Annotated in this window: 21 protein-coding genes; 12 read left to right on the forward strand and 9 right to left on the reverse strand. The window is 38.8% G+C overall.

What is annotated here, in order from left to right; all coding sequences use genetic code 11:
- Positions 1–115: 115 nt before the first annotated feature.
- The 5 genes from H5S39_RS06350 to H5S39_RS06370 all read left to right on the forward strand — a co-directional run bounded on the left by H5S39_RS06350 (position 116) and on the right by H5S39_RS06370 (position 7262).
- Positions 116–2527: a phosphoketolase family protein gene (locus H5S39_RS06350; RefSeq protein ID WP_182596252.1), complete on the forward strand. Its 2412-nt coding sequence runs from the start codon at positions 116–118 to the stop codon at positions 2525–2527.
- A 193-nt stretch (positions 2528–2720) separates the two neighbouring features.
- Entirely contained in the window at positions 2721–4070 is a 1350-nt protein-coding gene (locus H5S39_RS06355; RefSeq protein WP_375139112.1) for an APC family permease, read from the forward strand.
- Between the two features lie 43 nt (positions 4071–4113).
- Positions 4114–4860, forward strand: a complete 747-nt coding sequence (locus H5S39_RS06360) for an alpha/beta hydrolase (RefSeq protein WP_182596254.1) — start codon at positions 4114–4116, stop codon at positions 4858–4860.
- Positions 4861–4974: 114 nt separating this feature from the next.
- Positions 4975–6327 (forward strand): branched-chain amino acid transport system II carrier protein, encoded by a 1353-nt coding sequence (gene brnQ, locus H5S39_RS06365; protein ID WP_182596255.1) that lies wholly within the window; start codon positions 4975–4977, stop codon positions 6325–6327.
- Positions 6328–6359: 32 nt separating this feature from the next.
- Positions 6360–7262, forward strand: coding sequence for an ROK family protein (locus H5S39_RS06370; protein ID WP_182596256.1), 903 nt, complete (start codon positions 6360–6362; stop codon positions 7260–7262).
- A gap of 47 nt (positions 7263–7309) precedes the next feature.
- On the opposite strand, the gene H5S39_RS06375 is transcribed toward H5S39_RS06370, so the two are convergent.
- Both H5S39_RS06375 and H5S39_RS06380 read right to left on the reverse strand, forming a co-directional pair.
- Positions 7310–9238, reverse strand: a complete 1929-nt coding sequence (locus H5S39_RS06375; RefSeq protein ID WP_182596257.1) for an elongation factor G — start codon at positions 9236–9238, stop codon at positions 7310–7312.
- A gap of 9 nt (positions 9239–9247) precedes the next feature.
- Positions 9248–9715: a universal stress protein gene (locus H5S39_RS06380; RefSeq protein ID WP_182596258.1), complete on the reverse strand. Its 468-nt coding sequence runs from the start codon at positions 9713–9715 to the stop codon at positions 9248–9250.
- Positions 9716–9916: 201 nt separating this feature from the next.
- Between H5S39_RS06380 and lplA the strand changes: the two genes are divergently transcribed.
- The 3 genes from lplA to H5S39_RS06395 all read left to right on the forward strand — a co-directional run bounded on the left by lplA (position 9917) and on the right by H5S39_RS06395 (position 11912).
- Positions 9917–10930: a lipoate--protein ligase gene (gene lplA, locus H5S39_RS06385; protein ID WP_182596259.1), complete on the forward strand. Its 1014-nt coding sequence runs from the start codon at positions 9917–9919 to the stop codon at positions 10928–10930.
- 119 nt (positions 10931–11049) lie between these two features.
- Positions 11050–11457: a hypothetical protein gene (locus H5S39_RS06390; protein WP_182596260.1), complete on the forward strand. Its 408-nt coding sequence runs from the start codon at positions 11050–11052 to the stop codon at positions 11455–11457.
- On the forward strand, positions 11454–11912 hold the full coding sequence (locus H5S39_RS06395; RefSeq protein WP_182596261.1) for a hypothetical protein: 459 nt from the start codon (positions 11454–11456) through the stop codon (positions 11910–11912). Before H5S39_RS06390 ends, H5S39_RS06395 begins: the two co-directional genes overlap by 4 nt.
- A gap of 424 nt (positions 11913–12336) precedes the next feature.
- On the opposite strand, the gene H5S39_RS06400 is transcribed toward H5S39_RS06395, so the two are convergent.
- Positions 12337–13506, reverse strand: coding sequence for an MFS transporter (locus H5S39_RS06400; protein ID WP_182596262.1), 1170 nt, complete (start codon positions 13504–13506; stop codon positions 12337–12339).
- Between the two features lie 149 nt (positions 13507–13655).
- Between H5S39_RS06400 and H5S39_RS06405 the strand changes: the two genes are divergently transcribed.
- On the forward strand, positions 13656–15074 hold the full coding sequence (locus tag H5S39_RS06405; RefSeq protein WP_375139113.1) for a PTS galactitol transporter subunit IIC: 1419 nt from the start codon (positions 13656–13658) through the stop codon (positions 15072–15074).
- 47 nt (positions 15075–15121) lie between these two features.
- The gene (locus H5S39_RS06410; RefSeq protein WP_182596264.1) at positions 15122–16108 is read left to right on the forward strand and encodes a zinc-binding dehydrogenase; all 987 of its coding nucleotides are present in this window, start codon (positions 15122–15124) and stop codon (positions 16106–16108) included.
- Positions 16109–16167: 59 nt separating this feature from the next.
- Here H5S39_RS06410 and H5S39_RS06415 read toward each other — a convergent pair whose 3' ends face one another.
- Positions 16168–17025, reverse strand: a complete 858-nt coding sequence (locus tag H5S39_RS06415) for an SAM-dependent methyltransferase (protein ID WP_182596265.1) — start codon at positions 17023–17025, stop codon at positions 16168–16170.
- An 11-nt stretch (positions 17026–17036) separates the two neighbouring features.
- Positions 17037–17450 (reverse strand): helix-turn-helix domain-containing protein, encoded by a 414-nt coding sequence (locus H5S39_RS06420; RefSeq protein ID WP_182596266.1) that lies wholly within the window; start codon positions 17448–17450, stop codon positions 17037–17039.
- 130 nt (positions 17451–17580) lie between these two features.
- Here H5S39_RS06420 and H5S39_RS06425 point away from each other — a divergent pair, with 130 nt between their 5' ends.
- Together H5S39_RS06425 and H5S39_RS06430 are read left to right on the forward strand one after the other, a co-directional pair.
- The gene (locus H5S39_RS06425) at positions 17581–18561 is read left to right on the forward strand and encodes an alpha/beta hydrolase (RefSeq protein WP_182596372.1); all 981 of its coding nucleotides are present in this window, start codon (positions 17581–17583) and stop codon (positions 18559–18561) included.
- Between the two features lie 14 nt (positions 18562–18575).
- A complete protein-coding gene (locus tag H5S39_RS06430; RefSeq protein WP_182596267.1) occupies positions 18576–18932 on the forward strand; it encodes a DUF1304 domain-containing protein in 357 nt (118 codons plus the stop codon).
- A gap of 59 nt (positions 18933–18991) precedes the next feature.
- On the opposite strand, the gene H5S39_RS06435 is transcribed toward H5S39_RS06430, so the two are convergent.
- The 4 genes from H5S39_RS06435 to H5S39_RS06450 all read right to left on the reverse strand — a co-directional run bounded on the left by H5S39_RS06435 (position 18992) and on the right by H5S39_RS06450 (position 23560).
- On the reverse strand, positions 18992–20959 hold the full coding sequence (locus H5S39_RS06435) for a cation:proton antiporter (protein ID WP_182596268.1): 1968 nt from the start codon (positions 20957–20959) through the stop codon (positions 18992–18994).
- A 195-nt stretch (positions 20960–21154) separates the two neighbouring features.
- Entirely contained in the window at positions 21155–21496 is a 342-nt protein-coding gene (locus tag H5S39_RS06440) for a magnetosome magnetite crystal formation protein family (protein ID WP_182596269.1), read from the reverse strand.
- 40 nt (positions 21497–21536) lie between these two features.
- Positions 21537–22190, reverse strand: a complete 654-nt coding sequence (locus H5S39_RS06445) for an energy-coupling factor transporter transmembrane component T family protein (protein ID WP_182596270.1) — start codon at positions 22188–22190, stop codon at positions 21537–21539.
- Positions 22187–23560 (reverse strand): ABC transporter ATP-binding protein, encoded by a 1374-nt coding sequence (locus H5S39_RS06450; protein WP_182596271.1) that lies wholly within the window; start codon positions 23558–23560, stop codon positions 22187–22189. Before H5S39_RS06450 ends, H5S39_RS06445 begins: the two co-directional genes overlap by 4 nt.
- Between the last annotated feature and the right edge of the window lie 2 nt (positions 23561–23562).

Raw genomic sequence — 23562 nt, forward strand, 5'->3', positions numbered from 1 at the left:
AAGGTTGACTTTTCAAAAAAACGGTTTATCATTAACAGTGTAAATTTAATGATTTACGTTATGTTGTTAGAAAGCACAGGACGTATTGATTTATATAGAAGGAGTGTTTATTAGAATGGCAGTAGATTACGATTCCAAGAAATACTTGGAAAGTGTTGATGCTTACTGGCGTGCAGCTAACTACCTTTCAGTTGGTACATTGTTCTTAATGGGTGACCCATTATTACGTGAACCACTTAAGGCAGAAGACGTTAAGCCTAAGCCAATTGGTCACTGGGGTACTATTGTTCCTCAAAACTTCATTTATGCACACTTAAACCGTGTAATTAAGAAGTACGACCTTGACATGTTCTACATTGAAGGTTCAGGTCACGGTGGCCAAGTTATGGTTAACAACTCATACTTGGATGGATCATACACTGAAATTTATCCAGAATATACTCAAGACACTAAGGGAATGGCTAAGTTATTCAAGCACTTCTCATTCCCAGGCGGTACTGCATCACACGCCGCACCTGAAACTCCAGGTTCAATCCACGAAGGTGGGGAACTTGGTTACTCACTTTCACACGGTGTTGGTGCTATCTTAGATAACCCAGATGTTATCGCTGCTGTTGAAATTGGTGATGGTGAAGCTGAAACTGGTCCATTAATGGCATCATGGTTCTCAGACAAGTTCATCAACCCAATCAAGGATGGTGCGGTATTACCTATCATCCAAGTTAACGGATTCAAGATTTCTAACCCTACTATCCTTTCACGGATGAGTGACGAAGAACTTACTAAGTACTTCGAAGGTATGGGCTGGAAGCCATACTTTGTTTCAGCATACAAGGAAGCTGACCGTGACGGTGAATTCGATGGCTACAAGCCTCACATGGAAGTTCACGAACAAATGGCTAAGACGATGGACAAGGCTATTGAAGAAATCAAGGCTATCCAAAAGAACGCTCGTGAAAACAACGATGATTCATTACCACAATGGCCATTAATCATCTTCCGTGCACCTAAGGGTTGGACTGGTCCTACTAAGGATCTTGATGGTAACCCAATTGAAAACTCATTCCGTGCTCACCAGATTCCTATTCCGGTATCACAAGATGACATGGAACACAAGGACATGCTTATTGACTGGATGAAGTCATACAAGCCAGAAGAATTGTTTGACGAAAACGGTCACCCTGTTGCCCTTGTTGAAGAAAACACACCTGAAGGTAACCGCCGGATGGCTATGAACCCTATCACTAATGGTGGTATCGATCCTAAGCCACTTGTATTGCCTAACTACCGTGACTTTGCAGTTGACGTTCAAACACCAGGTTCTGTTGTAAAGCAAGATATGCTTGAATGGGGTAAGTACCTCAGCAAGATGGCTGAATTGAACCCAACTAACTTCCGTGGATTTGGTCCTGACGAATCTAAGTCAAACCGTCTTTACGCATTCCTTGACAACCAAAAGCGTCAATGGATGGAAGGTATCCACGAACCAAACGATGAAAATGTTGCTCCAGAAGGTCGGATGATTGATTCTCAATTATCAGAACACCAAGCTGAAGGATTCCTTGAAGGTTACACATTAACTGGTCGTCATGGATTCTTCGCAACATACGAAGCATTCGGTCGTGTTGTTGATTCAATGCTTACTCAACACATGAAGTGGTTACGTAAGGCTAAGGATCTTTACTGGCGTCACCAATACCCAGCATTGAACTTTGTTGATACTTCAACTGTATTCCAACAAGATCACAATGGTTACACTCACCAAGATCCAGGTCTATTAACTCACATGTTCGAAAAAGAACGTCCAGACCTTGTTAAGGAATACTTACCTGCAGATACTAACTCACTTATGGCTGTATCTAACAAGGCATTCCGTAACCAAGAATGTATCAACCTCTTTGTAACTTCAAAGCACCCACGTGCACAATGGTTCTCCATTGATGAAGCTACTGAATTAGTTGACAATGGTCTTGGTTACATCAACTGGGCATCTACTGACCAAGGTAGTGAACCAGATGTTGTATTTGCATCAGCAGGTACTGAACCAACAGAAGAAGCTCTTGCCGCTATTGACATTCTTCATGACAACTTCCCAGAATTGAAGATTCGTTACATCAACATCATCGAAATTATGCGGTTGATGAACACTGACAAGAACCCTGAAGGTTTGACTGACGCAGAATTTAACCGTTACTTCACTACTGATAAGCCGGTTATCTTTGCATGGCACGGATTCCGTGACATGATCCAAGCATTATTCTTCGATCGTGCAAACCGCAACGTTCACATTCACTCATACGAAGAAAATGGTGACATTACCACTCCATTCGATATGCGTGTATTAAACGAACTTGACCGGTTCCACTTAGCTAAGGACGCTATTCAAAACGTTCCTGGCTACGAACAAAAGAGTGCTGCATTTGTTGCCAAGATGGACAACATGATTAACAAGCACAACCACTACATCCGTTCAGAAGGTAAGGACTTACCAGAAGTTACTAACTGGACTTGGAAGGGTCTTAAGTAATCAGCTACTGGTTGCTAATTAAACACTTAATAAATATTAAGAGATCAAGGTTAACTTGGTCTCTTTTTTTGATACCTTTATAATTTATTACTAATTAATATTTCAATTCTTATTATTTGTAAACTGATTCATATAAGGATAAAATTTAAATGGAAGGTATTATTTTTGTTATAAAAGATTGAGGGTGAAGATTATTAGTAAAAATGTAACAAGTCCCAAAAAGTTGTCTTTTATTTCAATCTACTTTTTAGGCATTAATGGAGTTATTGGTTCAGGAGCGTTCTTACTTCCACAGGTCATTTATAAGGACATGGACTTATCAAGTGTGTTGGTATTACTTTGTGCTGCGATTACGGTTAGTATGGTTGCACTGTGTTATGCGGATCTTTCTAGTCGATTCACCGGGTCGGGAGCTGCATGGCTGTATTCATATAATGCATTTGGTCGTTTCTGGGGATATGAACTAGGAATCTTTACTTGGTTCCTTGGTTGTTGTACTCTTTCGGCGGAAGTAGTGGCATTATTGACGACCCTTAAGAGCTTTTTGCCAATTTTTAGCAATCATTGGGTATATTATGCTTCTGTATTTGGCTTGATATTATTATTTTCAATTATCAATTTCTTTGGTCGAACAATTGTTAAGCTTGTTGATAATCTCTCGTCAGCGGCTAAGATGATTACTATCATCATCTTTATTGCCGTTGGTGCATTTTGTATCCATTTAACTAATTTCTCGCCGGTTATTCCTCATGCAGCAATGACAGGGGCAATGCCGTTAGCTAAACATTTTGGGGCCGCTTTTAGTGTTGTCTTTTATATGTTTACTGGTTTTTCCTTTATTCCGATTGCTGCAAAACAAATGAATAATCCGGAAAAGAATATTCCCCGAGTTCTAATTGCAGTAATGATTAGTGTTACAATCCTCTATTCATTAATGATGATTGTTGCAATAGGTATTCTGGGGACAAACATGGTTAAGTATAGTACACCGATTGCTAATGCCTTTTATAGTGGTGTTGGTCGTTGGGGATATATTCTAGTTATTGCCGGAATGCTTATTAGTATTTTTGGAGTGGCTTTCACCGCTTCCTTTAACACGCCATCTCTTATTGCATCATTGGCCAGCGAGCATGCAATGCTGCCAAAGTGGGTTGGTAAAAAGAATACTCATGATGCGCCATGGGTTGCGATTATTCTGACAGCGATTGTCTCATTGCTACTAGTAACGCAGTCATATCTTTTCTTAGTTTCCTGTATTGTGCTTGCTTCATTTGTTCAATATGTACCGTCAATTCTCGCGGTAATTAAGTTTAAACATACTGAAGAGTTTCCTAATCATGGCTTTAAACTACCAGGCAAGTATATTATTCCAGCTTTAGCATTACTGATTTCTTGTTATATGGTAACCAACTTTACAATCAAGACAATTGCGGTTGGGGTAGTTGTAGCAGTATTAGCTGCAGTAACGTACTTCTTTATTAAAGAGGATGAGGAGCATGAGGCTCGCCACCATGCTAAATTAGAAAAATTAAAACAAAAATAGTAAATTACGCGAATACCTTTATAATTGGGTAAGAGGTGATTTAATGGAAATTACAATTAAACGTGATGGCTTAAAGCTATATGGGTTGCTCGAAGGTACGACAACGGTAAAAAACGATACAGTAGCAATCCTCATGCACGGGTTTAAAGGAAATCTCGGGTATGACGATTCAGCGATTCTTTATGCGTTATCACATTATCTAAATCAACAGGGAATCCCAACACTGCGCTTTGACTTTGCTGGTTCTGGTAACAGTGATGGTGATTTTAAAGATATGACAGTTTTTAGCGAAATCCTTGATGGAATGAAAATTATTGATTATGCTCGAAATACAGTTCAGGCTAAAAATATTTATTTAATTGGTCATTCGCAAGGCGGCGTTGTAGCATCAATGTTAGCCGGATACTATCGAGATGTTATTTCTAAGCTGGTTTTGTTAGCACCAGCAGCGACGCTAAAAGACGATGCCTTACAAGGTGTTTGCCAAGGTAGTCACTATGACCCTAATCATATTCCCTTAACAGTTGATGTTCACGGATTTACTGTTGGTGGCGATTACTTTCGAACTGCACAATTAATGCCAATATACGAAACTGCACAGCATTATGACGGTCCAACTTTATTGATTCATGGTGAAAGTGATCAAGTAGTTTCACCAGCAGCGTCGCAAAAGTATAACGTTATTATGCCGAATAGTGAGCTTCACCTGATTCCAGATGAAGGACATAAGTTTGCTGGATCTCATCGTGATGAAGTTCTCAAGTTAGTTGCTAGTTTCTTAAAGAAATAATCATAATAAAATGGCAGTCACTGAAAAATTTCGGTCGCTGCTATTTTGTTATCTATGGTATAATTTAGCGTCAGATTGAATGCAAAATTTAAATAAAGGAGCGAGTGATTAACGATGAACTCAATTAAAACAGCGGGTAAAACCTACTTGGTAATTGGGTCGCTAATTTTTGGAATGTTATTTGGGGCAGGAAATTTAATTTTTCCTGTGCATTTAGGCCAATTAGCTGGTAGCCAATGGCATTTGGCAACGATAGGCTTTCTCCTGTCAGGAGTGTTTTTACCACTATTTGCGTTATTGGCGATTAGTATTACTCACGCTAATGGTCTGTATGAGTTAGCATTACCCAATGGAAAAAAGTTTGCTTTAATTTTTTTGATTTTAGTGCAGATCGTTATTGGACCATTGTGTGCTACTCCTCGAACAGCGACAGTTCCTTATACGATTGGAATAGCGCCTTACTTAAACCATGCGATGCAGGGCTGGGGATTGCTAGCGTATACCGGTGCGTTTTTCCTAATTGTGTATTTCTTTGCAGTACGTGAAGGAAAAATTACTGAAATTATTGGTAAAATCTTAAATCCCATTTTTTTAATAATGTTATTTGTAATATTCCTGTTAGCCTTTATTCATCCAATGGGGAGTACAGTTACACCACGACCAACGAACGGTTATGTAACACATGCATTTAGCAATGGCTTTATTCAGGGCTATAACACAATAGATGCATTAGCCGCCTTAGTCTTTGGGGTAACAATTATTACCGCTGTTCGGCAGCTCGGTTTTAAAAGCCAGCAATCAGTTTCCCTTGCGACGATAAAGGGAGGACTAATTGGTATCCTTGGCATTGGAGTTCTTTACATTGGGCTTATTTATTTGGGGACTACTAGTCGGCATCAATTTGCGATAGCGGCTAATGGTGGTACGACCCTTAATCAAATTGCCCATTATTATCTGGGGGATTTTGGTAATATTTTACTGCTAACTCTTGCAACAATTACATGTATGACGACTGCGATGGGGTTAGTTGTAGCGTTTGCTCAGGATTTTCATTATCGCTTCCCTAAGATCTCTTATAAGGCTTTTTTGCGTGGAAATTGCTTACTATCCTTTTTAGTTGCTAATATGGGGTTAGACCAGATTGTTGCATGGTCTAAGCCAGTGCTGATGTTTTTATATCCATTAGCAATTGTTTTAATTTTGTTAGGAATCTTTTCACCATTGTTTAAAGGGGCGTCTTTAATCTATCGGATTACAACTGGTATAACAATGATTCCTGCTTTATTTGACATGGTAAATGCCTTTCCGCCGGTTCTCCGCAATACGACGATAAGTACATCATTGATTCAGTTTGCTGACAAATACTTTCCATTGTATCAGCTTGGGTTTAGTTGGGTAGTCTTTACAATTGCGGGTCTTATTATTAGTGTTTGTATTTGGTACCCGTTGCACCGTAGTTGTGTATAATATTAGTTATAAAAGAAATGAGGTGGGGGAATATGCAACGACAATATTTAAGCATTGATATTGGAGGAACGGAGATAAAGAGTGCGTTGATCGACCACTCTGGTAATATCTTTAAGAAAAAGCATATGCCAACCCCACGTCAAAAAGAGGACTTTTTAGGATTATTATTTGCAACGATTGATGAAGTAGTAGATAAGATTACTGCAGTTTGTATAAGTGTTCCGGGTATTGTCAATCCGGCAATTGGCAATGTTGAGTTTACTGGTGCCCTTGGGTTTATGGGACATATTAACTTAGCCGCATACATTGAAAGTCGTATTTCATGTCCGGTGTATGTTGGTAATGATGCAAACTGTGCAACGCTTGCTGAGATGTGGCTAGGAAATCTTGATGATATCCATAATGGGGCGGTAATTACTTTGGGTACCTCAATTGGTGGGGGAATTGTAATTAATGATCAATTAATTCACGGACCACACTTTCAAGCAGGGGAACTTAGTGCGATGATAATTGATCATGATGCTCCTAAGCTTCACTATTCTACGATGGGCGCGACAACTTCGGCGGTAAAAATGATCGAAACGATTGCTGACACTTGTGACTTAGCAAATAAGACAGATGGACGACGAGTTTTTAAAGAAATAACCCAACGTAATCCGGTAGCTTGGTCTTTATTTGAAAGCTTTTGCCATCGGATTGCTGTTTTGATTCTTAATATGCAAACGGTCGTTGATTTAGAGCGAGTCCTTATTGGTGGTGGTATTAGTGCCCAAGAGATATTAATTGAAGAGATTAAGCATCAGTTTATGCTTTTACAAGCGGGTGATTATCGTCTTCATGATGATGTTACTATGCCAGAAATAATGGCAGCTAAGTTTGGGAATGAAGCTAATTTACTAGGAGCATTATACGGACTATTACTAAAAATTGAATAGAAAAAATCGCAGTTCTAATGGTAAATTTAACCACGAGAAGTGCGATTTTATTTTCTGTATGGGAAATGGGCCATTGTGGGAACTTTATCCCAAGAAACAGGAAAGCCAGCTCCATGGGCGCAAAATACTGAATTGGGAGTGTTAGGCAAATCAGCAACGGGATCATAATTAGCATTAGAAATGACTTCTTGAGCATTATGACATGGTTGATAGCCATTAAAAACTAAGTCAAGTTGTCCCTGTCCATGACTATATTCTCGGACATCCTTTGCATAATCTATCATTAATGCGACAGGCGCCTTGCCAATAATCGTTGTCATTAGACTATTATCAGATTCTTCGAGCTTAAATGTGCCATGCATTTGTTGAATATCATTGATTGCTCGTCCAACCTGGTTATTTGGAATAGTGAGATGAAATGAGTACCATGGTTCAAGCAGTAGGCAGCCATTCTTTTGTTTTAGTTCCATTAGTCCTTGGCGAATTGCTCGCCAGCTAGCTTGCCTGAAGTCGCCACCCTCTGTGTGTTTGATATGACCACGTCCGCCAATCAGTGTGATTTTTATGTCGGTTAGCGGTGCACCGGTTAGAACACCACGATGTTCCTTTGATTGAATACTTGTTAAAATTTGATGTTGCCAATTTCGATCAAGAATATCAAGACTACAATCACTAGCGAGTGTGATACCTGATCCAGGTTTACCAGGCTCTAATAATAAATGTACTTCAGCATAGTGGCGAAGTGGCTCAAAGTGGCCGACACCCTCAACCGAGCTGGTAATGGTTTCTTGATAAAGGATTGTTCCTTCATCGAAACTGACTTGAATACCATAGCGTTCTTTTAGTAGTTGTTGAAGGATCTGGAGTTGAACTTCACCCATTATTTGAACATGAATTTCCTGGATGTGAGGATGCCAGGAAACCTGTAGTTGAGGATCTTCATCTTCTAACTTCTTTAGCGCACTAAGACAAGCATGGAGATCAGTATCAGCAACCTTAACTGCATAGCTTAAGACTGGTCTAATTAATGGGGAAGGAAGGGCTTTATTTATTCCTAATCCTTGGCCGGGGTAGGTCGATATGAGTCCGGTAACGGCCCCAACTTGTCCGGCAGTTAAAGCCTGAATAGTTGTGAATTTAGCACCATTATAGACTCGAATTTGGTTTACTTTTTCTTGGTCTGCTACTTCTGCCTTTGCCGGTAGTGAACCTCCAGTTACACGTAGCCAACTTAAGCGATTTCCTTTTTTATCATGTGAAATTTTAAATACGCGGGCACCAAATTGAGGTGAAAAAGAGGGAGTGGTTGTCCATTTTTCGAGACCAGTAAGTAAATTATCCACCCCCGTTAATTTAAGAGCTGCCCCGATAAAACAAGGGAACACTTTTCGTTGTTTTATTAAAGATCGAATTGTAGGTTCATCGATTGTACCGGTATTAAGATATTTTTCTAAGACAGAATCATCTTGCATAGCAATATTTTCGATTGTTTCCGCAGGTAAATTGTCAGTAAATTCAATACAACCGGCTGAAAATTCATCCTGTAATTGTTTGATAACCATCTGTGGATTAGCGCCGATGATATCACCCTTGTTGATAAAGATAAATGTTGGAACATTATAACGCTTTAGCAGTTGCCATAATGTTCGTGTATATCCCTGGATTCCGTCAGTCGCAGAAATAACTAGAATGGCATAATCTAACACTGGCAGTACTTGTTCTGTTTGACTTGCAAAATCGACGTGTCCGGGAGTATCTAACAGTGTTAGGGCGAGACTATTGTAAGTTAATTCGGCTTGGTGCGTGAAAATAGTAATGCCTCGTTGCTTTTCTAAGGTGTTTGGATCGAGAAAAGAATCACCATTATCAACACGGCCCAGCTTACGAAGGTTCCCTGTTTGATACATTAGCGCTTCGGTGAGGGTCGTTTTCCCAGCATCTACATGGGCAATGATCCCAGTAACAATGTGCTTCACTGGCGTCACCTAGTTAGCGTGATCATTTTTTCGAACGACCAGAACGTCACAATGGGCCATCCGACTGACGTAGTGGGTAACAGAACCAAGCACAAATCTTTCTAAACCAGAGACACCAGTTGCGCCAAGAACAATCAAGTCCGTATTATGATCTGATGGAAATTCATGGGCGATAACGCGCTTAGGATTACCAAAACGAATATGAACATTAACGTTGTCAACTCCAGCGTCAACAGCCCGCTTTTTAAGGTCGTCTAATCGTTCTTTAGTTGTTTTGACGATGTTATAAGTTTCTTCATTGCTCAATGCGGCATTGCTGTAACCATCAGTTAGTTGTGTAACTTGGACAATCCGGAGAATATCTAGGCTAGCGTGATTACGTAGTGCGGAATCGATTGCACTTTCTAAAACGTTGCTTGTAATTTTTGAGCCATCAACGGCAACTAGGATATGCTTATATGGATAATCTTCTGTCATGGTATGACACCTCCAAAAGTTTATACTTATATTATAAAGTGTTTTCTTTATAATATGCTGTAAAAAAGAAAGTATTTTACTTTAACAACAAAATTTTGCAAACGCTTACCAAAAGATGTAAACTACATTTGGATGCATAAATGACAAATTATCATTTTTAGTCTATTATTGTTGATGTTTACACAAGAGAGGGGCGGTACAATGCGTTATGTTTCGATGACTTCCCATAATATTGGAATGAACTTAGCGACAGAACAGTATTTAATGAACGACAAGGATTTTGGTAACGAACCGTTAGTTTTATTTTATTATGAAGAACCATGTATTATTGTTGGCCGAAACCAAAATACACTAGAGGAAATTAACCACGACTATGTTAAAGAACACAATATTCGAGTAACACGTCGCTTATCTGGTGGTGGAGCTGTTTACCAAGACCTAGGGAATCTTTGTTTTAGTTTTGTAGTTCCAAGTGATAGTGAAGAATTTGGCGACTTTAAGTCATTTACTCAGCCAATTGTAGATGTTTTGCATCAGATGGGCGCAACAACCGCTGAAGTTAGTGGCCGAAATGATATTTTAGTTGATGGTAAGAAATTCTCGGGTAATGCGATGTATTCCCGCAATGGCAAGACATTCTCTCATGGTACGTTAATGCTCGATGTTGATCTTAGCGTTGTGGCAGATGTACTTCATGTTGCAAAAGATAAGATTGAATCCAAGGGAATTAAGTCGGTACGGTCGCGAGTTACCAATCTTCGCCCATATTTGGATGAAAAATACCAAAATATTGATGTGCCAACTTTCCGTGATGAATTAATCAAGGGCCTTTTTCACGTGGATGATTTGGATGAGATTAAGGATAAGGAATACGTAGTTACCCCAGAAGACCAAAAGGCAATTGATAAGATTTATGAACAATACTATAACAATTGGGATTGGGTTTATGGTAAGTCCCCTGAATTTACGGTTAAACGCCGCAAACATTTTGATATGGGGACGATTGACGCGCGGTTTGATGTTAAAGATGGGGTTATTAAAAATGTGAAGTTTTATGGCGACTTCTTTGGACCACAAGATATCAATGATTTAGCTCAAAAGCTCCAAGGCGTAAAATACGAACATGATGCTATTGAAGAAGTTCTAAAAAAGGTTGGCACGCAACAGTATATAACGGGAATTTCAACTGAAGAAATAGCAGACTTATTAGCATAATTGAGCTTTTAAACGGAATTTAGTAGAATTAGGAGTGTGATTAGTGTCACATTCCTTTTTGTTTAATGGATGTGATAAGATGCTGTTAGGGCGACTAAATAAGAAAGTTGGCACAGTTAATGAAAAATAGTGAAAAAGTTATTATTGTAACATCAGTAGCAGCAGTAATAGCGTTGATTCTTGATGCGGTTATGTTTGTTCAGCATGGACAAAATTTAGCTTCTCCAATGGTTTGGCCACGATTAGTGCTTTTTATTGTTTTAGCGGTCGTGGTTAGTGGATTGGCACTTTTGAAGATGCGTTTTTGTGGTTATGCAACAATCTTGGTTAACCTTTATTATGCAATTGCTGGTTTTGCGGCGTTTCAAATGGTTAGTCCGCGGATGAGCGCATATGGGTTATTTATTCAAGCATTGAGTATTGTGGGAATCCTCGTTGGCGCAGCTGGTGTTTACTATGGTGCAAAACAACGAGCCGATTATACTAAAGCCAAAATTGAGAAGATGAAGGAGCAATTGAAAAAATGAAAATGTCAGTAGCTGATTATTTATCACAATTGACGAGTGATCAGGTTGTGATAGAAGAGGTTGAAAAAACAGCTGCACAAGCACAACAAAAGACAGTTTTAACCACTGCCATAAAATTTATGATTGAACAATTAGATACCGGGCATCTAGGCCAGTACAAAATGATGATTAAAATGAAGAAGGGGGACCCGGTTAAGTTTCAATTAGAAACAAATTTAATTAATGTCCCAATGGCAGAAGCGGAACGACTTGATGTTAAACTACTAGATAAAGAATTGGATTATCCAGTAAACCTTTACTTGGTAATGGAAAGTGAAGATATTAATAAGTCGGGATTGCGGATTGATGAGCTCGCAAACGAAACGGACCAAGGTGGTAAAGTTACCGAATTAGTTACCAAAGCTCAAGAATGGGTAGCAGAACATCTTGCAGATATTGTAGAAGCACGTGCGTAATATTTGCATTAGGCAGTTGAGTATGGTAAATTATACTCTGCGATGAGTCGAGAGGTCTGGTAGCGACCCTAAGAGCTACCATTGACATTTTGACAGTGGAGCACATTAACTCACCGGATTGTGAGGTGCTCGGTTGATTTGCGAAGTGGACATCGTGATTGACCTGAGATTATATCAATACACAAAGGGACGAGTGTTATGACTTTTATATGTCATAATTCTCGTCCTTTATTTTTTATCTTATAATCCGTTCCGGCATAGATAGTAATGAAGAAAATTATTACGAACACGGTTAATGTGGATACATAACTTACTATTGCTCGTTGTGAGAATATTTCCTGGGAAATGTAACCAGCATTTATAAGTAAAACAAGCTCAAGGTAGAACAGATCCTTTGAGCTTGTTTTAAATTAGTAGGTTATTTTTAATAATTGCGCATCCCGGTATAACGACGGCTGAGGATAATTACAAGGATTGTTGCAAGAAGTCCATAAATAGCACCAACATATCCTAAGTTACTCATAGCAGTAAAAGTGACTGCTTGGGAAGCAGTAAATGAACCAAGTGAAATACCGATGTTGGCGAAAATTGAATTTAGTGAAGACGCAAGATCAAGTGATTGTGGATACTGCTTTTCAGCAATATCAAGAAACATTAACTGGGTGGAAGAACCGTAACACGAGAAAGCAACGCATAGGACAGCCACAATAATAATTGCACCCCATTTAAATGGAAGCGCTGGACCAAAGATTAGGAATAAAACAGTCATCGCAGCATATATTCCACTAAGCCGATGCACGCCTCCGTGGTCAGCAAGGTAGCCACCAAATTTATTACCAATGATAAAGAAAATTCCCATTCCAAAGAGAAGCCAATTTAACCATGTATTATCAAAACCCATCTCATTGGTAATTAGGGGACGAATATAAGTGTAGACGGTATAATCAGCCGCACAGATGGCAACGATAAAACATACACCAAGAATAACACGTGAATCCTTAAAGAGGACAAATTGTTTGCTGAGGGTACTCTTAAACTGAGGGGTATTACGAGGAACTAACCAGAGTAAGGCAATAAAGACAATAATTGTAATTGCTGAAATCATCCAGAAACTATCATGCCAAGACATGGTGGTACTAATGACAGTTCCAATAGGAATCCCAATAACTGAAGCAATACTAAAACCAGCAAAAACCCATGATACTAGGCTAGCTCTTTTTTCTCGCGGGGCAACATAACTAGCCATTACGAGAACCATTGAAATAATTGCACCGGCAACACTGGCAGTTAAGATTCGAGAAAGGAGCATCGAAATAAAGTTAGACGCCATTGCAGTCCATGTATTACCGATAAAGAAGATAATCATGAGGACCAATAAGACATGATGACGTCGCCACCGACTTGCCATTGAAGTTATAAGTGGCGTGAAAATTGCATAAACTAAAGCAAAAACGGTAACAAGCAGCCCTAAACGCCCTAATGAATCATGGTATTCATGAGCAATATCTGGTAGGACTCCGACAATCATGTATTCATTACAACCGAGCATAAAAGCGACGAATACAAAAAGAATTGCTTGTAAACGATACTTCATAAAAAATAAACCCTCCTTAATTATGTTATAAAATTTAAGCTCGTTATATTGTAATCAATTTCCGAGGGTGAAGCAATAGAACGTTTGACTTGCTTAAAACGCTTACTTTAGCGAGAATATAAATGATAGTGTACATTGAAAGGAGTGCGATGGCATTGCTTAATAGTGTTAATGAAATATTTCGAACTTTTGGGGCAAGTGTAGTTGTTCCAATAATTATTTTTATAATTGCCCTATTATTACGGGTGAAACCACGTAAGGCAATGATGAGCGCATTTTATGCCGGCGTTGGTCTGACCGGTTTTACGTGGATCATTTCAGAATTTACACCAGTAATTACTAAGGTTGTTCGTCAAATGGTCAATAATACGGGGATTAAATTGCCTGTTGTCGATATTGGGTGGGAAGCAGGATCTTTAGCTGCCTTTGGCTCGACTGTTGGCTTGACCTTCTTTGTGTTCGGATTATTGGTTGAGTTATTGCTGTTTATTTTTGGCGTAACTAAGATCTTCCTGCCATCGAATATTTGGAATAATTTTGGTTATATGATTTGGGGAACGTTAGCCTTTTATGCTACCCATAACTATTGGTTATCATTAGGTCTTGAATTTTTTATGTTGTTATATTCATTGATATTGGCTGAGATTCAAGCTGATCGATGGTCTAGTTACTATGGAATTGAAAATACAACTGTTGATGCGCTTCATAATATTGAGCAGGTTGTCCCCGCAATTTTACTAGACCCGCTTTGGAACCTGCTTGGCTTTAATAAGGTTAAAATGACGCCAAAAGACTTCAAAAAGAAACTCGGTGTTTTTGGCGAGCCAATTACGATGGGGATGATCTTAGGTCTGATTTTAGGTATCCTTGGGAACTTATCTTCGTTAGGAACAATGAAAGCTTGGGGTCAAATTACTAAAGTGGCAGTTCAATTAGCCGCTGTTATGGCAATTTTCCCGTTAATTACCAAAGTCTTTGCACAAGCATTTACACCGTTATCCGCGGCAATTGATGAACAGCAGAAGAAAAAGACGCATGCCAAACAAAAAGACCGTTACGATAAAAAGCGATGGTTTTTAGCAGTTGATGACGGTGTTGGGTATGGTGAATCTGCAACATTAATTTCTGGGATTATTCTTATTCCAATCATGGTACTGATGGCATTTATCTTGCCTGGAAATAAAACATTGCCGGTTGTTGATTTAATTGCAATTCCATATATGGTGGAGTCTATCGTTGCGATTACCAAGGGAAATATTCTTAAGGTTATTGCGACTGGAGTTGTATGGTTTAGCCTAGGCTTATATGCTGCCAGCTGGCTGGGACCGATTTATACTGGAGCTGTTACTCATTATGGAGTTGCAATTCCTACTGGGGTTGTAATGGTCACAAGCTTTAATTTGGTTGCTCGACCACTAAACGCCTTGGTATTTGCTGCTTTTATCTCAGAAAATCCACTGTGGATTACCCTAGCAATTATTATTTACCTCGTTTTGCTATTTGGTTTACGTAAATATCGTCCACAGATTTGGCGGTATCTTAATAAGATGGCAGCTAAGAATGCATAGGAAAATGCTATAATTATACTTATAAAAAATAAACGAGGTAGCATTTTATGAAAGCATTAGTTTTAGCTTCGGGGACAGATCATTCCCTTGATAAATTGAAAATTAGCGATGTTCCAGTTCCACAACCTAATGAGAATGAAGTATTAATTAAAGTTCATGCGGCAGGAATTAATCCAGTTGATTATAAAATCGTTGAAAATGGGGTAGAATCATGGACCTATCCCCATATTTTAGGATTAGATGTTGCCGGTGAAATTGTCGGTGTCGGTAAGAATGTGACCAAATGGCAGATAGGTGATCGGGTATCAGGTCACGGTGACCTAACGAAAAATGGTTGTTTTGCTGAATATGTAGCAGTTCCAGCTTATGAGTTGGCTAAAATTCCTGCAACAGTTACTTATACAACTGCAGCAAGCTTCCTTTGTGGCGCATTGACAGCTTACCAGGCAATTGAACGGAAAGCCAATTTAACAGCTGTACAAAGTGTACTTGTCCATGCAGGCGCTGGTGGTGTCGGCAGTATCGCAATTCAATTAGCTAAAAGACATGGTTGTAAGGTGTTTACCACAGTTTCCTCAAGCAAAAAGGATTATGTTGAACAATTAGCGCCTGATGCAATTATTGACTATCGCATAGAAAATGTTACCCAAAGATTGAATGAATTAACTAATGGTTTAGGTGTTGATTTGATTGTTAACACAGTTGGCAAACAAGAAGCAGAAAAGGATTTGGAGCGACTAGCTTATAATGGTCGGCTAGTGACAATCGTGGACGTGCCGTCAATTAATAATGTACCGATGTTTGCCCGTGGGCTGGGGATGGATGTTGTTAATCTTGGTGGAGCGCATTTGAGTGGTAATCCTCATCAACAAAGGGATTTAGGACAAATGAATGCGGAAATGCTTCAACTTGTTGCTAATAAAGAGATTAAACCTTTAAGTATCAAAATCTTACCATTTACTCAAATTATCGAGGGATTAAAGATGGTTAAGATGCATCAAGTCGTTGGTAAGGTTGTAGTGAAAATTAATTAAACCAGCATAATAAAAAAGGATTCTCGAAGAAGAATCCTTTTTTATTATGGAAAATATCTTTATTTCACTAAGTAAATTTGCTCATCAATTAAATCAAATGAGTGTAGATTGGCATTAACTTTCTGCAGAGCTTCATCTTGGCTAAGTTGCGCTTCTTGCCAGAATTTCTTTGAGTTGGTGGCACCGTCTTTTTCCCCAATTACTAAGAATTGAACATTAGGGTACTTCTGGCGCATCAATTGAAGGACTTCCCAATCTGCTTCTCCCTTGTCCGGAGCCCATGACATAATTACGTATTTTACCTTCTGGCCGTACTTGTCGATTGCCGATAAAGCATCCAGCTTTTCAATTGTTGTCACGGGATGTTTGCCGGTTTCATTTTCGTTTACCCATTCCTGACTATCAGTAGTATAAATCTCTTGAGAAGAATTATTATTCCGAAGTCCCTTTGAAATATAGCCATTACCGGCCATAATTTCAAGCGTTGGTGCTCCCGCGAGGTAGTCGGATAAGGCCTTAGCAAATGGAGCATTGACATATGACCACATACCATATGTATCTTCGAGGTAATCACGGAAATTACGTAAAGCCTTATCAAGCTTAGGTAACGCTTCGTTATATTTATTCCACAATTTATCTCCACGAGGGTCGCCTTGGGGAAATTCGTTATTAACTTGTTGGAAAATTGTGTCTTGGATATTGTCGGGTAATAGTAATTGTGGAAGTGGTTGTGGCAAAAGACCATTTTTTAGTAAACGGTCACTCTCAAGTGCATTATTAATAAGATATTTTATCGGAGGAAATTTTTCAAAGAGGTCCCGATAGTGGGTTAATTCTTGAATATAAATCGGCTCTTTTACAGCCTGATGAGTCTTTTTCACCCGTTTTTTTAATTGCTTTAACTTTTTAGGATTCATTTAGAAGCTCCTTATTTTAATTTTAGGTTTAATTGTTCTTGTTTTCCATAGAAAGTATCAGTATCACGACGATTATGTCGTCCTTTTAGGTAACCATCAATCAATTGGAAAATTTCATAACGATCATCGCTGGAGAGAATAGTTTGATTAAATGATAGATTTTTACTAGAAAAGAATAGTTTAGCGAGGTCAAAATCGTTGCGGTCCGTTTTTCCGGTTAAATAGTCAAGGCTAACATCGAAGAATTCTGCTAACTTTCGCGCCTCGACATATGACGGGGTTCGGATGCCGCGTTCCCAGTTACCGATTTGTGAAGCAGTATTTGGTTTTTCATTTGGGCCAAGATTTTCATTTAGGTGTTTTGCTAATTCTTTAAGGGTAATTTTTTGTCCCTTTCGAAGAGCTCGCAGGCGTTCTGGAAACATTAACTCACTACCTCCTTAATATGGATATATTACTTTCTATTTTAACATTAGCAGGTAACTTTTGAATAAAAAGAATATGCAAAGTAACAGAAAGTGTGCTACACTATCCGCATTGACTAAAAAATATGACATGGGGTTAATCAATTTGAAGGTTAAAGATAAAAAGAAAAGTTGGCATCCTTGGCGATGGCTAACAGGCGTTGTAGCAGTATTAGTTATTGCAATTTTTGCAGCAAGTTGTTACTTTTTCTCTGTCGCAATGGTGCCGGGGCATAAAAACTTTATTAATAATTCGACAAAAATAACGAAGAGCGATCCGCTTTACGATCAAAAAATGTGGTTTAAGCGGGCTAAAAAGCAGCAGTGGACGATGCAATCAGCAACTGATAATTACCGATTAGTCGCTGATTATATTCCTGCTGCCCATTCCACAACTAAAAATGTCGTAATTGCTCATGGCTTTATGGGAAATAAGGAAAAGATGGGCGAGTATGCAGCTCTTTTTCACCAAATGGGTTATAATGTTTTAATGCCGGATGCGCGAGCTCATGGTCAAAGCCAAGGAAAATATATTGGCTACGGCTGGCCTGAGCGTTACGATATTCGAAAATGGACTAATAAATTGATTCAGCATAATGGGAAAGATAGTCAGATTGTTATTTTTGGTGTAAGTATGGGTGGTGCTACTACCATGATGACAAGCGGAATTAAGCTCCCTTCACAAGTAAAAGCATTTGTCGAAGATTGCGGATATACGAGTCTTAATGATGAACTAAATTATGAGGCTGGTAATTTATATCACATTCCAAAATTCTTGCGCGTACCGTTGATTAGTACAATGAGTCTAATTAACCGTGTTCAAAATGGCTTTTTTATTCGAAATGCGAGTTCAATTGATATGTTGCAGCATAATCATCGGCCAATGTTATTTATCCACGGCGCTAATGATAATTTTGTGCCGACAAAGATGGTTTATCGCAACTACCAAGCAACTAACGGAAAAAAAGAATTGTGGGTAGTTCCAGGAGCTGCACATGCGAAATCTTACGCAACTCATCCTGTTCAATATCAGCGACATTTGGCAAATTTCCTAAATCAGTATATTAAATAATTGGAGGAAAAAGAATGCTTGCAATTGTCGTTACAATGTTTGTTGCAATTGAACATATCGGAATTATGGTACTTGAGATTTTTGGTACACCAGCCCAACAAGCAAAAGCATTTGACTTACCGCTTAAATTTACAGAACAACATGAGGCGCGAGTGTCGTTTGCTAACCAGGGAATTTATAATGGTGCTTTAGGTGTGTCATTAATCGCCGGGTGGATTTTATTTAGTGGCGCAACGCTAATATTAGTATGGCAATTGTTGCTTGTTTTCATTATGGTAGTTGCTCTATTTGGCGCATTGACGGCAACAAAGAAGATTATCTTCATTCAATTTTTGCCGGCATTAATTGCGTTCTTACTAACAATTTTTTAATTAAAAAAGACATCTCTAACCAGGGAGCCATTTAGGTACCCCGGATTAGAGGTGTCTTTTTAGTCTAATGATTGAGCAAAAACTAACTCATCCGTCGAAATCTGTTCGTTTAAGGCATTTGCCAACTCTTGTGAGAATTGGTTGTCTGATAGTTGCATTTGAACATAACTGTGTTCTAATTGAAATGCTTCGATAAATAGTGAAGTGGCTAAATCAGTGTCCAGTGATACTTCATGAGAAAACATTCGCTTCCGTTGGAAATAAGATCGCCTAACCATTGCAACTTCATTCGCATTTTGCGGCGTTTCAACTGAATGGAGAAATTTATCAATATCCCGATTAATAATCGTCAGAATACTTGCGAGATGAGTACGCTGGCCTTCAGTTAATTGGAAATGTGCTGGCGGGTTATCGTGATCATGCCTTCTTTTGTTCAAAAGACGTTGGCGCATAAAACGCCATTTAATCCGATGCCATAGTATTACCCAGAATTCAAGAAAACCGTGTTTATTCATCCGGAAAGCCGAGCGTGTAACAAAACCGACCAAGATTTTTGCTTCACGGTTGGAAATTTTATCTTCCTCGTTAAGCCGGTCAAGCGTTGCTAACTCAACTTGCTGTGCTTTGTGCATTAATTGCGTATAGACATTACGGTTGAATTCATGATACTGAGTCATTTGACTGCTTAGTTGGTCGATAACAAGTGCTTTTTCTGGTGAGTATTTTTTAGATGAGCGCAATTCATTAATCGCATACTGGACTGTCTTGACCAGTTCTTTTTGAAATTCAGTTTTAGAGTAGCTTTTTGCTTTTGGCGGTAGTAAAAGCGGATAGCCAATAGCACCAACAGCAATACTAATAAGAATAACGATTGCTGCAATTAAGATCATGGAATTACGAAAATTAAATTGCCGGTTATTAATTAATACTGGCAAAGAGAATGCTAATGCTAATGTAATCGTTCCGTGGATACCACCAAGGGCCATTAGTAAGCTATCCCGAGTAATATTAGATGAATGAATATTTACTAATTTGAATCGAACCCATAAAAAACGTAAGACAGTGGTTATTAGGTAAATAACGAAGGCAAGGGCAACAATTGTGCCGAGATTTTGCCATGAAGTCCGGCCTAAAACTTGTGGCAATAATACTCCTAATAAAACAAAGACTAATCCATTTAGCGCGTCGCTGATAATTGTCCAAATAGTAGTTGTAGCCATTTGAACCTTTGTTGAAGTAAGGCGCATCCGATCATAAAGAATACTATGGATGACTCCGGCAGCCACAACAGCTAAGATTCCAGAAAAATGAAATTCTTCGGCAAGCCAATAGATAACAATCGGTGTCATAACATTGATTGGGATAACAATTGAACCAATATCAACATGTTTTCGCATTAAGCTGATTCTTAAACTAATTAATAAGCTTCCTAGAATTGCCCCAAAAATGATACCACCGAAAAAGACATAGACGAAAATCCAAATTCCGTGACCTAGTGAAAATTGTCCTGATTTATATGTTTCAAGTGCTAAATCTAAAAGGACAATTCCTGATGCATCATTGAAAAGTGATTCATACTCGAGCGCACCATTGACGTTTTCCGGAACCTTCATATTAGTCGTAATTGACTTAACTGCAACTGCATCAGTAGGAGTTACGATTGCAGCTAGCATAAAGGCGAGAGCAAGAGGAAAGGTTTTAGGAAGGGCAGCGTGAAGAAAACCACCCGTAATTAAAACAGTTACTAAAGCGAGCGCTACGGTCATGGATAGAATTGATTTGTAATTACTGGATAAGTAACGAAAAGATTGGTTTTGTCCATCGTTAAACATTAATGGTGCGATAATAACCATCATGAATAATTCTGGATGCATCGTAAAGTTTGTCGCTTCTGTTGGTAATGATGCTAAAAGAATTCCGGCAATAATTTGATAAATTGATAGTGGAATTTTAGGATAAACTAAGTGGACGACGTTGGCAGTCACCACGGCGGTTAAAAGCAGGATTGTACCTAAAATCATCCCCATTAAATAATCACCTCGCTTGAAATTTTACAAAAAAAGAGTGGGCGAAAACTATTTTGCTAGTTTATCATCCCACTCTCGTTAGGATAGCCAGATTGGTAAAGGGGTGAGCTTACCAACCCGTTGGCTACAATGCTATAACATGAAAAAGCCTAAGGGAGCCAGTCTAGTACTGACCTTTGAAATATACTGTTAAATTTATTCTCTTCCAATGAGCATCTTAACAGCCATTGCGATATTGTAAATGAATAGTAAAAGGGCTAATAAAAGAGCAAATGTTAATAAGATACCGAATAATGCACCACCATGAAAATTAGCGGGATTAAACGAAAATACACTAAAGATTAAGATTGCCGCAATTACGTATAAAAGAGGGAAAATTTGACTCCAAAAAGCGTAACGGGCGTTCTTAACGATATTTGGCCGGTCGCTACTTTTAGCTATAATCCAGACGATTAAAGGGAAAATAACCGGTAAGAAAATGATACTTAGGTATGATAAAGCATTAACAATCCGGTCGGTTAAGTTATTATCGTTCAATATATCAGTCCTTTCTTTTTGTCTATTATCGCATGTTCCATTAGGGGAGTGCAATTATAATTATTTGAATAACAACAATTAACGTGATTGTAATTAGCCAGTCATAAACGGTAAGGGGAATATTGATAGTACTAGTCCGTGCTTGTCCTTCAACAAAACCGTGGGATTCCATGGCTTGCGCTAATTGATCTGACCATTGAAGGGCAACTAAAATGGCCTTGAAGTATAAGGTTGGCGACCACCAATGGAGAACGACACCGCGCATCTGACCAGCCGCACGAATTGTTATGACTGCTTGCTTCATTTTGGTCATTAAATTAAGGGCTGCTAGGACGCCGTAAGCGTATTTGCTAGGAAGGTGACAATTTTGCTCCAGTGATCTTGCCAATGCTAGCGGATTAGTGGTGAAGGTGAAGACTGTTCCAAGACTAACATACATATATAACCGACTGAACAAAACCAAGCCATAAAATAAACTATGGCTGGGGCTGAATAGGACGATGGTGATAAAAATCGCTATTGCCGGAAAAAGCGGAACAAGAACTAGCCAGCAAAATTGCTGCCAGCGAAATCCAGCGTGAATTAATAGGATTAAACATCCAATGATTATAATGATATTTGCCCACAGTTTGCTGGTAAAGGTTAATTCGAGGGAAATAAATAAAACCGTGAATAATTTTAAACTAGGATTCATGAATTACCTCCGCAATATTTAAGCTGCTGATGATTAAATTCCAAGTGATAGTCAATGAAGCCATCCAGACCGTTTAATTGGTGACTGACAATTAAGAGTGTTTGTGGGTATTTTTCACGGCTAGCAGTAATTAGGTTTAGGACCTTTTTAAGTGATTCCTTATCCAATCCGGTAAAGGGCTCATCGAATAATAGTACTTCTTGTCCCATCATTAACATTAGCAATATCTGGAGTTTCTTTTTTTGCCCACCGCTAAGCGAATAGATTACTTGCTCTTCACGTCCTGCCAAGCCGAGTTCACTTAAAGAGCGTTGAACCTGTTGGCTAGTAAAATAGGAGTTTTGTCCGTTTTTAAGACTAAGATTTAACTCCTCACCAACGGTAACATTCAAAAATTGATCATTAGCATGTTGGAAAATTAACCCAAGCCGCTGATAATATTTCCCGGGTGATATTTTTTGAATGTTTTGGGAATCGAACGTTATGGTTCCTTGATATTTAACTAATTTAGCAATTGCTTTTAGGAGGGTTGATTTACCAATACCATTAGGACCGGTTAGAAGTGTAGTTTTATTTTTTATGAGAGAGAATGTAGCTGGTGTTAGTAATGTTTTATTTCCTCGTTTAATTGATAGGTTAGCGGCACTAATAATCGGTGATGCTTTTACTGGTGGGAGGGACGCTTTAATATATTGACGGTCATCTTGTAAAAGTCCGTGCTTTTGGTTATTTAATAGCTTTATGAGTTTGCCGTCTCGTAATTGCCAGACGAAAGGATTGAGCCTTTGATAGCCGTGAAAATCGTGGTCAGTAATGATTATGGTAGTGCGATAATCATGGTTGATTTTCAATAATTGGGCAAGTAGTAATTGGCGGTTTTCTTCATCAACGTTGGCAAAGGGTTCATCTAATAAGAGAATTGATGGTCGCATTGCCATTACGACCGATAACGCCACTCGCTGTTGCTGCCCTCCAGATAGTGTTGAAATTGACTGGTTGGCTAATGCTTCGACTTTACCAAAACGCAATGCGCTTATGACACGTGAATTAATCTTGGCAGTAGGAACCTGGCAGTTCTCAAGAGTAAATTCGAGTTCATGACGGGGCGTATCGAGGGCAAATTGCATGGCCGGATCTTGAAATAACATGCCAATTTGTCCCGCGGTGGAAACTGATACTGTTCCGGTGGTTATTTCTCCGCCATATTTTGGTAGTAGACCGGCAATTAATTTTAGGAGGGTTGATTTACCGCTTCCCGAGATCCCGGTTAGAAGGTGGATTTCTCCGGCCTTAAATGTTGCGTTAACATGCCGTAAAATTAGTTGTTTATCGAATACAAATGAAAGATCATCAAATAATATTTTTTCCATAG

The organism is Limosilactobacillus rudii (genome assembly GCF_014145455.1).
Lineage (GTDB): Bacteria > Bacillota > Bacilli > Lactobacillales > Lactobacillaceae > Limosilactobacillus > Limosilactobacillus rudii.